General features: G+C 46.5%; 13 protein-coding genes and 1 pseudogene. 9 read left to right on the forward strand and 5 right to left on the reverse strand.

Annotation, left to right across the window (positions count from 1 at the left end; genetic code table 11):
• The first annotated feature begins 136 nt into the window (after window positions 1-136).
• Together FM037_RS19540 and FM037_RS19545 are read left to right on the forward strand one after the other, a co-directional pair.
• Complete coding sequence (locus FM037_RS19540) at window positions 137-730, forward strand: LysE family translocator (protein ID WP_144047366.1); 594 nt, start codon at window positions 137-139, stop codon at window positions 728-730.
• 116 nt (window positions 731-846) lie between these two features.
• Window positions 847-1413 (forward strand): DUF1415 domain-containing protein, encoded by a 567-nt coding sequence (locus tag FM037_RS19545; RefSeq protein ID WP_144047367.1) that lies wholly within the window; start codon window positions 847-849, stop codon window positions 1411-1413.
• 89 nt (window positions 1414-1502) lie between these two features.
• Here the strand turns inward: FM037_RS19545 and rihA are convergent, their stop codons facing one another.
• The gene (rihA, locus tag FM037_RS19550) at window positions 1503-2444 is read right to left on the reverse strand and encodes a pyrimidine-specific ribonucleoside hydrolase RihA (RefSeq protein WP_144047368.1); all 942 of its coding nucleotides are present in this window, start codon (window positions 2442-2444) and stop codon (window positions 1503-1505) included.
• A gap of 159 nt (window positions 2445-2603) precedes the next feature.
• Window positions 2604-3146 (reverse strand): GNAT family N-acetyltransferase, encoded by a 543-nt coding sequence (locus FM037_RS19555; RefSeq protein WP_144047369.1) that lies wholly within the window; start codon window positions 3144-3146, stop codon window positions 2604-2606.
• Window positions 3147-3399: 253 nt separating this feature from the next.
• Between FM037_RS19555 and FM037_RS19560 the strand changes: the two genes are divergently transcribed.
• The 3 genes from FM037_RS19560 to miaE all read left to right on the forward strand — a co-directional run bounded on the left by FM037_RS19560 (window position 3400) and on the right by miaE (window position 5517).
• A complete protein-coding gene (locus FM037_RS19560) occupies window positions 3400-4167 on the forward strand; it encodes a ribonuclease H family protein (protein ID WP_144047370.1) in 768 nt (255 codons plus the stop codon).
• A gap of 53 nt (window positions 4168-4220) precedes the next feature.
• Window positions 4221-4853 carry a sulfotransferase family protein gene (locus tag FM037_RS19565; protein ID WP_144047371.1) on the forward strand — a complete coding sequence of 211 codons (633 nt, stop codon included), beginning with the start codon at window positions 4221-4223 and terminating at the stop codon, window positions 4851-4853.
• Window positions 4854-4944: 91 nt separating this feature from the next.
• On the forward strand, window positions 4945-5517 hold the full coding sequence (gene miaE, locus FM037_RS19570; protein WP_144047372.1) for a tRNA-(ms[2]io[6]A)-hydroxylase: 573 nt from the start codon (window positions 4945-4947) through the stop codon (window positions 5515-5517).
• Window positions 5518-5595: 78 nt separating this feature from the next.
• On the opposite strand, the gene FM037_RS19575 is transcribed toward miaE, so the two are convergent.
• Window positions 5596-6498, reverse strand: a complete 903-nt coding sequence (locus FM037_RS19575; protein ID WP_144047373.1) for a LysR family transcriptional regulator — start codon at window positions 6496-6498, stop codon at window positions 5596-5598.
• Between the two features lie 143 nt (window positions 6499-6641).
• Here FM037_RS19575 and FM037_RS19580 point away from each other — a divergent pair.
• A pseudogene (locus FM037_RS19580) lies at window positions 6642-7279 on the forward strand (NAD(P)-dependent oxidoreductase).
• A gap of 181 nt (window positions 7280-7460) precedes the next feature.
• Here FM037_RS19580 and FM037_RS19585 read toward each other — a convergent pair.
• Window positions 7461-8069, reverse strand: coding sequence for a short chain dehydrogenase (locus FM037_RS19585; protein WP_144047374.1), 609 nt, complete (start codon window positions 8067-8069; stop codon window positions 7461-7463).
• A 191-nt stretch (window positions 8070-8260) separates the two neighbouring features.
• Between FM037_RS19585 and FM037_RS19590 the strand changes: the two genes are divergently transcribed.
• The 3 genes from FM037_RS19590 to FM037_RS19600 all read left to right on the forward strand — a co-directional run bounded on the left by FM037_RS19590 (window position 8261) and on the right by FM037_RS19600 (window position 10826).
• A complete protein-coding gene (locus FM037_RS19590) occupies window positions 8261-9112 on the forward strand; it encodes a LysR family transcriptional regulator (RefSeq protein WP_144047375.1) in 852 nt (283 codons plus the stop codon).
• Window positions 9113-9199: 87 nt separating this feature from the next.
• On the forward strand, window positions 9200-9964 hold the full coding sequence (locus tag FM037_RS19595; protein WP_144047376.1) for a helix-turn-helix transcriptional regulator: 765 nt from the start codon (window positions 9200-9202) through the stop codon (window positions 9962-9964).
• A gap of 127 nt (window positions 9965-10091) precedes the next feature.
• On the forward strand, window positions 10092-10826 hold the full coding sequence (locus FM037_RS19600) for a transglutaminase-like domain-containing protein (RefSeq protein WP_144047377.1): 735 nt from the start codon (window positions 10092-10094) through the stop codon (window positions 10824-10826).
• A 213-nt stretch (window positions 10827-11039) separates the two neighbouring features.
• On the opposite strand, the gene FM037_RS19605 is transcribed toward FM037_RS19600, so the two are convergent.
• Window positions 11040-11492, reverse strand: coding sequence for a hypothetical protein (locus FM037_RS19605; protein ID WP_144047378.1), 453 nt, complete (start codon window positions 11490-11492; stop codon window positions 11040-11042).
• Between the last annotated feature and the right edge of the window lie 77 nt (window positions 11493-11569).

Genomic DNA, 11569 nt, shown 5'->3' on the forward strand with positions numbered 1-11569 from the left:
ATTAGCACTTAGAATACTTGTCTTAGCATGCTTAACTATCGACCAGGTTATGAAAGTGAGTCCCAGTTGCAAATTTAGCTTCACTGTCTCACCAATTTAGCTAATATGGCTTCCCGATTTCCCCTACAGGTCCAGCATGGAACTCATTTTAGCTATTGCTCTGTTTGCCTTCTCGTCCGGGATAACTCCGGGGCCAAACAACGTTATGTTGATGAGCTCAGGGGTCAACTTTGGCATTAAACGTAGCCTGCCGCACTTAACTGGGATCTGCCTTGGTTTCCCTTGTATGGTACTTGCCATAGGTTTAGGCATGAGTGCCTTATTCCAGACCTATCCGGTCATTCATTTAGTCATCAAATATATAGGCATTGCTTATCTGCTCTACCTCTCATGGCTTATCGCCAATAGCAGCAGTAAGATGGAAGGCAAACAGACATCGAATCCATTAAGTTTCATACAGGCGGCAGCCTTTCAATGGGTCAACCCTAAAGGCTGGATCATGGCCGTGGGCGCAATAGCCACCTTCACCAATCTTGATACCGCATTAACACCCCAAGTATTGACTATCGCGGCTGTTTTCCTCGGCGTGGCCTTTCCCTGCGCCATGACTTGGTTAGGTTTTGGCGTCGCCTTAAAACGCCTACTCAAAAATGAACGGCAACAGAAAATCTTCAACATCTCTATGGCACTCTTACTCGTGGTGTCGATCATCCCCATGGTGTCGCCATAAGCCAAGTTATTTAGTAGGATAGGTAGTAAGTTCAGCACTGAACGCTTGCGCACTCTGCCTTTCCTCCTTATCCTTGCCCACGATGTATCACCAAAACAGATTAAGGCTAGCCCCGCATGTCACAGCACGAACAAGACAAAGAACTTCAGCTCATCGCGCAGCAGACTCAAAGTTGGGTAGAGCAAGTGATAATGAAGTACAACATCTGTCCGTTCGCTCGCCGGGAAGTCGAACGTGGCAGCATACGCTACGCGGTGATCGATGAGTCCAAGATGCATAATGTACTCGAAGCCTTGATAAAAGAGTGTAAGTTGTTGGATGACAATCCAGATGTTGAGACCACCCTGTTTATTGTCCCCCGTGGTTTCGAGGGCTTCTACCCTTATCTGGATCTGGTCGATGTCGCCAACAATCTGCTTATCGAACAAGGCTATGAAGGCGTATACCAGCTAGCCAGTATGCATCCGGATTACTGTTTCGACGGCGAACCTATGGATGAACCATCGAACTACACCAATCGCTCCCCCTACCCTTTACTCCATATCATTCGGGAGACCAGCATGGAGCAAGCACTAGCCAGCTATAAGGATCCTGAATCCATTCCCGAGCGTAATATCGAGTTTACCCAGCGTAAAGGCAGTGACTTCTTCGCCAAGCTACTCTCCCAATGCATGAAGAAATAAGCCTTACAGATATCCATCAATGAGCGCATTCTCTGATAATAAGACATGCGCTCAAAACGTCTCGATTTAAAAAGCTAGTCGAGTGAAGGCTATTTATTATACGCCTGCAAACATTCGACGATAAGATCGACAAAACCCTCACGATCCACATCGAACAACACCTTGGCATTCGGCTTATTACCCGACAGCTGATAGCGGTCCACGACTGTCATGCCTTGGGTATGCTCTCCCTTAGTCTCGATACCAACCCACACATCTTGGGCAGTAAACAGCTCAGGTTTCAGCAGCCAGGCTATGGTGCACGGATCGTGCAGCGGCGCCCCCTTGAGTCCCCACTTAGGGTCTTGATGATAGATCATGAAGAAATCCAACAGACCTGCGACGCACTGAGCAACCGGATTATCTATGGCGCGAATTCGCTCTATATCTTGCTGCACAATATACGCTTGGTGAGTCACATCCAATCCGCACATGACGATGGGGATACCTGATTTAAACACCATATCGGCCGATTCAGGATCGACAAAAATATTGAACTCGGCGGCCGGCGTCCAGTTGCCCGCAGCCGCGGCGCCTCCCATCAAGACTATGCTGTCTATCTTAGTGTGCAGCTCGGGATGGCTAGCCAACAGCAGGGCGATATTGGTCAAGGGGCCCGTGGGGTTAAGAATAACCGGAACCTCACTGTCTCGAATTTTCTGCGCCATCAACTCCACCGCGCTGAGCTCGACCGGAGCGAAAGCCGGATCTGGCAGCTTAGGGCCATCCAGTCCGGACTCTCCATGAACATTATCGGCAATGATCAGCTCTCGAGCCAGAGGCTTAAGGGCGCCACCGGCAACGGGCACGTCATATTGCTCCAGCAAGGTCAGTATGCGTAGCGCATTATTCAGTGTCTTATCCGGAGTCTGATTTCCTGCACTCGTGGTCACAGCCAGCACATCCAAGGCTTTAGTGCTAAAGGCAAGAATAAGGGAGATGGCATCATCATGCCCGGGATCACAATCACAGATAATGGGACGACTCGTCATACTATTTACTCCTGAAAAACCAAAAATGACCTAAGTGGCCTAATAATTTACCTAATTGAATTAATATCAATCGCTATGAAAGAGTGTACCTGAGGTTAAAGGGAAATCTGTGAGTCAGTCTGCAAGCTGAAAATCTGGAGCTAGCTGAACCAGATTGAATCATAATAATTTACACATGGGGATGCACATAAGCTCAATACCCGTTGGGTGGCGCCAGCGAGTCTCATCTCCGGCGTTAAAGCCTAACTTTTTATAAAAACCGACGGCATTTAATGAAGATGACAGTGACAAGGTCTTAACGCCCGCTTTTTTGGCCTGCACTTCAAGCTCGATTGCAAGCAACTTACCTATGCCCATGCCTACGGCTTCGGGGTCAACAAAGACGGCCTCTAAACGACATTGAGCCGCATCAATAAAGCCAAAACCCAGAATCTTTTCTGGGGTATCCCCCTGGATATTGCTACCGCATTCTCCCAGAGCTTCAGCGACTTGTTCTACAGAGAGTTCATCGACCAATTCAACGGCGACAATAGCGCCGAGAGATAACAGGACCTCAGTGAACGCTTCCGGCATGGGCGAGCCAGCCCAGGTTTGCACCTCGTATCGGGTATAATGCGTACTGCATCCCTCTAATATGGCATCAGTCCTTATCTGCCAAATCCGGCTCACATCCTGTGATGTCACGGCTCGTGTCGTGATCATGGCTTCTCCTTTAGTTGACCGTTTTTTAACTGAATATCAAAAGCCTGCGGGGTTAATTTCACAGCTATTCTCATCAGAGTCAATCCAGCTCTTTAAGAGGATTAACCTTATCTACAAATAAAACTGGTATAAGATTGTACAAACGAGCTCAGTCTTATCGCTTCTATCCTCTGATTAGGTGACTTTTGCGCTAGGTAACCGTAGTATTTGCCAGAATATACTTTCTTCTATACAGCAAATTTAAGAGTATCAAATGGCTAAAAAGTTTTATGTGGTTTGGGTCGGGCGCGAAACAGGGATTTTTACCACTTGGGATGAAGCCAAGCGTCAGGTCGATAAATTCCCTAAGGCCAAATACAAATCTTTCAAGACAAAATCCGAGGCCGATGCCGCATTTTCAAGAGGCGCATCGAGTGCCTACGCCGCTAAGCCAGCTAGCTCATCTAGCGCAAGCAAGAGTCAAAAAGCTCCGACAGCTAAAACATCAGCTTCTAACGCTGACTATGATGTGGTGATCTATACCGATGGTGGCTGTGAGCCAAACCCGGGTAAAGCAGGATCTGGCGTTGCCGTGTATAAAGATAATGAGTTGTCTGAACTCTGGTACGGGCTATATAACAGCTATGGCACCAACAACTCAGCCGAGTTAAATGCATTGCATCAGGCGCTATTAATCGCAAAAGAGAACTTGGCAGCAGGTAAATCGGCACACATTCGCAGTGACTCCCAATACTCGATAAATTGCATCACCAATTGGGCCTATGGCTGGAAAACCAAAGGCTGGAAACGCAAAACTGCCGGTGACATCAAAAACCTGGATGTCATTCAGGCATCACATGCCCTGTATGACGAGCTTAAAGAAAAACTGGTTATCTCCCATGTTGCGGCCCATATAGGCATAGAAGGTAACGAGTTAGCCGACAGAATGTCTATCTATGCCATAGATAAAAAAGATACAGAGTTTTGCCGCTATCCTAAGCCGATAGTGCTTGCTGAGATTTTAAGTTTACGCACGGGGTAATACCCCTTTCCAACAGCCAGGTCGACAATCGAATCTTAAAGAGCAACAATCAAGTGACAGAGCAGAAAGTATTTATCATAGGCCTACCGAGAACGGCCACCACCAGCGTCTGTGTCGCCACCCTTTCTTTGGGGTTTAAAACCGCGCACACCGCCTACACCCAAAGAGCCATGGATGAGGCCCAGATCATCGCCGACACGCCGATTTTTTGTGATTATCAGCAACTCGACAAAGTCTATCCAAATGCTAAGTTCGTTTACCTTACCCGAGAGTCGGATAAGTGGCTGCCTTCTATTCGCCAGTTGTTAGCGCGCATGTTTACCAACTTACAACGCAGTGACGGTGGTTTTAACCCGATATTAAAGCGTTGCTATAACGAGGTATTTGAACCGCTGACTTTAGATAATATTGCCAAAGACAGCTTCTTGCTTGAGTGTTATCAGCGTCATTACCAAGGCGCATTAGACTATTTTAACGGCCGAGAGCAAGACCTGCTGATTATAGATGTCGCTGATGCTGGAAACTTTCAACGGCTAGCCAACTTTTTAAGCATCACAGATATCGCCCCCTCGCAGAATTTTGAACATATCAATATTGGCGGTAAGGTCACAGCCTGGAAAAAGATAAAACATCCGTTGAAAATAGAAGCGACCGAGAAAGGTAAAATCGACAGCATTAAGCGATGAAGCAAGAGTCGACTGAAGCATACACTAGGTTAACGCTTTGCTACTTGGCCTAACTTAGGTAAAATGCCGTTTTTTCTCGCCGAGAGCACTTATGTTTGATTTGAAATACCACACGCCGTTTAAGTGGACCGAAAAGGTATTAGCCGATTTCGATACCTTTTTACAAGATCATGCTTCGGCAGAAAAGAAAGCATCGGGCATGGCCATGTCTATGTTGTCCCATTATCCTCAGCATAAAAAGCTAGCCCGTGCGATGACAGATCTGGCCCTCGAAGAGCTGATCCATTTCAAGCAAGTATTAAAGCTTATCCACGGCCGCGACAATGAACTGGGTCGAGATCAAAAAGATGAGTACATCACTCAGGTACGCAAACTTCATAGACACCCAAGCGATCAACTGTTTTTAGATCGCATGCTCATCGCCGGTGTCATCGAAGCCCGAGGTTTTGAGCGTTTCTCTCTCGTTGCCGAAGCACTCGAGCCAGGTAAAGAGAAAGACTTCTATGAAGCCATTGCTAAGTCGGAAGAGAAACATAAAGAAATGTTTGTCGAACTGGCTTATGAGTATTTCGATAAAGACTTGGTTGATACACGTTTAGAAGAACTGCTTGTCGATGAAGCCAAGATTTGTGAAAGCATTCCTTTCACCGCAGCACTGCATTAACCATTTTAATGTAAACAAGCCCCTTTCTAAGGGGCTTTTTATTGTCTGTTCCTAGCCAACAAGCATTAGCCAACAGGCCTAATCCACGGGCTCTAAGCGTTTAATGTCTTGTTGCCATTGCTCAGCAATAAAGTCGATAAACTGTCTCACTAGAGGTAGTTGATAACTGCGGGACAGATACACGGCCCACAGGGGACTACTGGGAAAGTAATAATCCAAGAGTATTGGTTGCAGCTGTTTAGCGGCAATGATTGGGTTAGCGAGATCGCAGGGTAACCTGACAACACCCTTGCCTCGGATAGCAGATCTAAGTAATAAACCCACATCATTACCTTGAATATTGCCTTTCACCTCAACCGAGAATTGTTGATTATCACGGATAAAGCGCCACTCAGACATGCCAAGATGCACTAAACAGTTATGCTTGGTTAGTTCAGCTGGCGATACGGGCTCGCCATGCAATTTGAGGTATTCTTCCGACGCGCACAGCACAGAATCAATCGAAAACAATTTACGTGCTATCAGGCTTTCATCGGGTTGCTGAGTATACCTAAGCGCTATATCGATGCGCTCGTCCACTAATTGCGAGTAAGTATCCGAGGCAAAAATATCTATGTTGACCAAGGGATGAAGCTCGGTAAAATCTTCCACTAAATCAATCAACATATTTTGTGAGAGTCCGATTGGCGCTGTAATTCGAATCGTTCCCGATAACTTATCTGCCTGAGACAAGGCCTCGAACTCCAATGCCGCGGTTTCATCTAAGATCCGCTCACAACGCTTTAATGCCGCCTCCCCTGCATGGGTCAAACTCACCTTCCGAGTGGTGCGATGCAATAGCCTCAGCTTCAACCAAGACTCAAGGTCTTGTACATGGCGAGACACCTGCAGTCTGCTCAAGCTCAAATTATCAGCAGCCTGAGTGAAACTGGCAGTATTGGCCACCTCGACAAAACTTCGCATTGCAGTAAACCTATCCATCACACCCACCATTAGTATCTTACATAGATACAATCTACATCATTAATCGATATTTATCCCATATTCCCCTGCTAGTAGACTGCAATGGTTATCAAAACTAAATACTGATCTCGATTGGTATTAAACGAATAAGAGGATTTAAAATGAAAATTGCAGTCATAGGCGCATCGGGTTGGATTGGCAGCCATATCGTTACAGAAGCTAAAAACCGAGGCCATCAGGTTATCGCCTTAGTGCGGGACACAACTAAGATCACAGATACCGACATAGAAGCTCGCCGCTTCGATCTACTCAATAGCCAGGCAGATTTAGCCACAGCGGTAAAAGGCGCCGATGTGGTCATCTCGGCTATCGGCGGACGCGCAGCCGGTAACCATGGCATAGTCTCTAAAACGGCTGAGAAGTTACTATCCGAGCTGCCTCACGCTCACATTGAGCGACTATTATGGGTTGGCGGTGCAGGCTCTCTGGAAGTCGCGCCCAATGTTCAACTGGTAGATACCCCTGAATTTCCTGCAGAATATCACACAGAGTCAATTGAGATGGGTAAGGCTCTCGAGGTATTTCGCCAGAGTAATAGTCCAATTAACTGGACCTTTATCAGCCCGGCGGCGCTGATTTTCCCAGGAGAAAAACAAGCTCAATATCGTGTGGGGGAGAACAGTTACTCACAGATGCAGAAGGCAATAGCAAGATTTCGGTGAGTGATTATGCACTGGCCATGATCGATGAAGTCGAGACAGGCAAGTATCCGCGGCAACGTATCGGGGTCGCCTATTAATAGATGATGATCATAAGAAAGACAAAAGGTCAGCGTGACAAATACACTGACCTTTTCACTCTTATCGATAACGAATTTCGTCAGCTAACGGCTACTGAGAAGTTAGTCTCGACGATATCGGTTCGCAGATGCTTTATCTGTTGCTATTCATCCGCATTCAAACAATCTTTTAGAGGCTGCATTACTCTTCTAGACCTGCGACGGCCTGATATACAGCACCATTTTTCTGTCCGCTAACACTGGCAACATAATAGGCAGCAAGCTCATCGGCTGGCATACCTGTACTGCTGTCCATACCCAGCATCTCCATCGTCTCTTTAACAAAGCTTGGGCTCACGACGTTAAGCCTTTTACCGTCGATTAACTCAAGTGCTGCAGCGCCAACGAAACCATTGACCGCCGCAGTCGCCATAGAGATAGCAGCCGTCCCTAGTGAAGGATTATCAGATGACTGACCCGAAGTTAAGGTAATAGAGCCCCCGTAATTAAGATATTCAAGCCCTATTCGTACCAGATTAACCTGCCCCATCACCTTACTGTCCAGCACAGTCTGGTAACCAGAATCAGGCATGTCCGCAAGACTCCCCATGGCGCCATTGCCCGCCATGCTCACTACGGCATCCACCATGCCCACCTGCTCAAACAAGGCTCGAATCGAGTCTTTGCTTTGAGTATCGACAGTAATATCACCTCGGCTATGGCCCACTGAGATAACATCATGATCCTTTGCTAAACAATTAACCACTGCCTTACCGATAATGCCGTTCGCACCAATTGCTAAAATTTTCATTGTTTTTGCTTCCTTCTAATTAGAGTCAATTCTTGTATATAGATTAAAATTCGATTTGTTGTCACCCATTCACCAAGCGAGTCTTCAATTCATATTTAATCGATGTCGCTGCTCGAATGAGATAACTTTAAGGCATCACCTGTTCACAAAAAAGCATAGCTTTTAGCACAAGATGGTCATATTATTAGACCATGGTGAATTTAGAACATCTTCAGGTTATCAATACCATCTGTGCAGAAGGCAGCTTTCAGAAAGCCAGCGAGAAACTACATAAGGTGCGCTCGGCTGTGTCCTACTCAGTAAAACAGGTCGAGTCTTATTACGATATTCAGATCTTTAATCGTCAAACCTATCGACCTGAACTCACGGCAGACGGAAAACTCTTAATTGTAAAAATTAGGCAGCTACTCAAGCAGGCCAGTGATTTTGAAACCTACGTGAATGAGCTAAAGGGTGAGTGTGAGACAGAGTTACGCTTTGGGGTGAGCTCCAACTTCCCTCTGGATAGAATCACTGAGCTGCTGCTCGAATTGAAGCAAACGTTCCCGAGCACCACGATTCATCTGGAAATTGAAGTCGCATCAGGCGAGAGAATGTTACTGGATGAAAAGGTCGATATTGCAATCTATGGTGCCCCGTTTAAAAATAAAGCGGTGGACTATAACCTAATCGATACCATGAATATCCCTCTGCTAATATCTAAGCTGCTCCCCCTTAAAGATCTCAATAAAGTGACAGAAGATGAGCTTGCCGCTTATCCTCAGGTGATAGTCAAATCGACCGACAGTAAATCACCGGATACCAGTTTTATTGATGCTACTCTTAAGTGGTATGTCACCGACCTTCATACAAAAAAGACCTTAATCACTCAAGGTCTGGGCTGGGGACGACTGCCTGAACATCTGGTTAAGAAAGAGCTGGAAAGCGGGGACTTGATCACACTGGATACCTTAGGAGAGTTCAAACTTCCTATGTATGTCTCTAAACTAAAAAACAGAGCATTAGGGCCTGTCGCCCTTAAGATTTGGAATTATTTTCAATAGAATCACCTCTTCAAATGATGTTCAGAACATCACCCGGTTCTGTTTTATCTACATAGTTGGCTCATTGAGAAACAAGAGGAGATACAGATGCACCCAAGCGTTTGGCTCAAACCCGGCATATTAATCATTTATGGCTCGGCGCTCGATACTGCCCCCCATAAGCACCATGCGATTCAACTGATATTGCCAAGCCCAAACGCCTCTTATCAGCTAAATAATACAGCTGGAACTGGTGCGCTGGTGATCGATGCCGACGTGGAGCACCAACTTTCCATGGCATCTGGCTGGATACTCCTGATCGAACCTCTGAGCCATTGGGGGAAAGCCCTGCAAGAGAAGCTTGCTGGCCGCCCTACATGCGACATAGAGCAGCAATCATCCACTATGCCATCAATTGCAGGCAGCGACGACCAGCCCTTTCCCCTATTAACACCACTCTTTGAACAGCTAGGTCTAGGCAGTTATCCCAACACATTCACCAGTCAGCCCACAGACAAACGTATACAGAGTCTGGTTTCGCAACTGGACAAGTGCATTAATGGCGATTGCGTTAAGCCCAGCAATTGGCGGGCTGCGCAGGTTGCAGAGCAACTAGCTCTATCTGAGAGTCGTTTTCTCCATCTATTTCGCGAGGAGATGGCCATAGCCTGGCGCCCCTACTTGCTATGGCGTCGAATGTTCTGCGCCATTAATGCCTTAAAACAAGGTAGCAATGCAACTCAGGCCGCTTACTTAGCAGGCTTTGCCGACAGTGCTCACTTAAGCCGGACATTTAAAAATAATTTCGGCATGACAATTCGCCAAGCATTAGCCCTACTCCAGCTTAAATCCTATTCCAACTTAAATAAATAAGCTAAATATCCAATCACCCAAACTACCGCTTATCCGATCAAGTTAGCCAGTTTATTCAATTTATCTGCAGCACTAGCTTCTAATATCGACTCATACCCAGCGTACAGATTTGATATTGGAGATACCCATGACAACAACAGCAAAGCAAAACGAGATAACTAAACAGCATCTACAAACCACTGCCATGTTAGATTGTAAGCATCCGAGTATTCAGAGCCTAGTCGATAAACGAGACTGGGCACAGCTGAGCCAATATGATGCTATCGGCGCAATATATACCTATGTCCGTGATGAGATTCAGTTCGGCTATAATGCCGATGACCGCTTATCTGCCAGCCAAGTATTAAAAGATGGCTACGGCCAGTGCAATACTAAAGGCACCTTGCTTATGGCGCTGTTTCGGGCGGTAGGAATTCCCAGCCGTTTTCACGGTTTTACCATCTTTAACGAGCTCCAGCGCGGCGCTATTCCTAACTACCTATTTTGGATAGCACCAAAACGGATCATCCATAGTTGGGTGGAAGTAGAGCTAGATAATCGCTGGATAAACTTAGAGGGTTATATTATTGATAGTGACTACCTTGCCCAAGTACAGCAGAGTTTTGGTAAGCAGTGTCAGCAGTTTTCCGGCTTTGGTATTGCGACTAAAAGCCTATCAAACCCGGATATCGACTGGCGGGGTGAGGATACCTATATTCAAAGCGAGGGGATAGCCGATGATTTTGGTTTGTATATTCAACCCGATGATTTCTACAAGAGTTATGGCAGTAACCTATCAGGGATAAAGAAATTCCTATTTCGTTACCTGCTACGCCATTTGATGAATGCGAATGTTAACCGTATCCGAGCTAAAGGCATTTAAAACTAAATCACGTGACATTAGCCTAACGATCTAGAGTGTCGACATTCCAAGCGGGGATAGTCGACAGCTGATAACCCACTAGCCAATCCGCCTAGCAAGGTCTTCAACTACATTGAGTGCCTATTCCAGCTGAGCCTTGGTCACATAAGACGCGGGTCCAAATCTTAGTTGGTTGCCGCGACTGTCACACAAAATGCCTCTTTCAGCCAGTTGTTATACCCAGTCGCTCGCTTTGGCAGTGGTTAAAGATAAGAAGCCGGCATTGTTAGCCATAGTATGGGATGGCAGTGCTAGGCAGCCGTTACTGAGTCCCATGGCTTCACCTTGCCATAGTTGTGTTATCTGTTGCTGACTGATTTCCCTAAGCTTGGTATCCGTGAGGTTCTGAGCTTCGAAGAAATCGAATACTTCTGCCGCGCGGTAATGACTCACAGGATCATAGGTTGAACCCGCAAAGGCACTCTGACCCGGACCAAACCCCACTTTGCCAGGAGCCTGGTCAAGTACATCAAACTCGGCATACCAAGCGGTAATAATAGGGCTGCCTTGATAGTTCTGCGGAATCCGCATCATGCAGTTACCCTCACCTGCTTGGCAGTACTTATAGCCACCAGCAACCACAGATGCCGACGCTAACTGCCACTCATTGAGATTGAAAGGCACCATATTCAGTGCATTCTCCCTCCTGAATATTCTTTACCGCGCTACTCAATTCATATCCCGCCAGCTTGAGCCACAGTTCG

Origin of the sequence: Shewanella psychropiezotolerans (assembly GCF_007197555.1) — a bacterium.
In the GTDB taxonomy this organism is placed as follows: Bacteria; Pseudomonadota; Gammaproteobacteria; order Enterobacterales; family Shewanellaceae; genus Shewanella; species Shewanella psychropiezotolerans.

Bases quoted from the DNA above. Each gene is read 5' to 3' on its own strand.
- FM037_RS19585 (WP_144047374.1), bottom strand. From the start codon at position 8,069: ATGAAAATTTTAGCAATTGGTGCGAACGGCATTATCGGTAAGGCAGTG.
- rihA (WP_144047368.1), bottom strand. From the start codon at position 2,444: ATGACGAGTCGTCCCATTATCTGTGATTGTGATCCCGGGCATGATGAT.
- FM037_RS19560 (WP_144047370.1), top strand. From the start codon at position 3,400: ATGGCTAAAAAGTTTTATGTGGTTTGGGTCGGGCGCGAAACAGGGATT.
- FM037_RS19540 (WP_144047366.1), top strand. From the start codon at position 137: ATGGAACTCATTTTAGCTATTGCTCTGTTTGCCTTCTCGTCCGGGATA.
- FM037_RS19555 (WP_144047369.1), bottom strand. From the start codon at position 3,146: ATGATCACGACACGAGCCGTGACATCACAGGATGTGAGCCGGATTTGG.
- FM037_RS19595 (WP_144047376.1), top strand. From the start codon at position 9,200: ATGCACCCAAGCGTTTGGCTCAAACCCGGCATATTAATCATTTATGGC.
- miaE (WP_144047372.1), top strand. From the start codon at position 4,945: ATGTTTGATTTGAAATACCACACGCCGTTTAAGTGGACCGAAAAGGTA.
- FM037_RS19590 (WP_144047375.1), top strand. From the start codon at position 8,261: ATGGTGAATTTAGAACATCTTCAGGTTATCAATACCATCTGTGCAGAA.
- FM037_RS19600 (WP_144047377.1), top strand. From the start codon at position 10,092: ATGACAACAACAGCAAAGCAAAACGAGATAACTAAACAGCATCTACAA.
- FM037_RS19575 (WP_144047373.1), bottom strand. From the start codon at position 6,498: ATGGATAGGTTTACTGCAATGCGAAGTTTTGTCGAGGTGGCCAATACT.
- FM037_RS19605 (WP_144047378.1), bottom strand. From the start codon at position 11,492: ATGGTGCCTTTCAATCTCAATGAGTGGCAGTTAGCGTCGGCATCTGTG.
- FM037_RS19545 (WP_144047367.1), top strand. From the start codon at position 847: ATGTCACAGCACGAACAAGACAAAGAACTTCAGCTCATCGCGCAGCAG.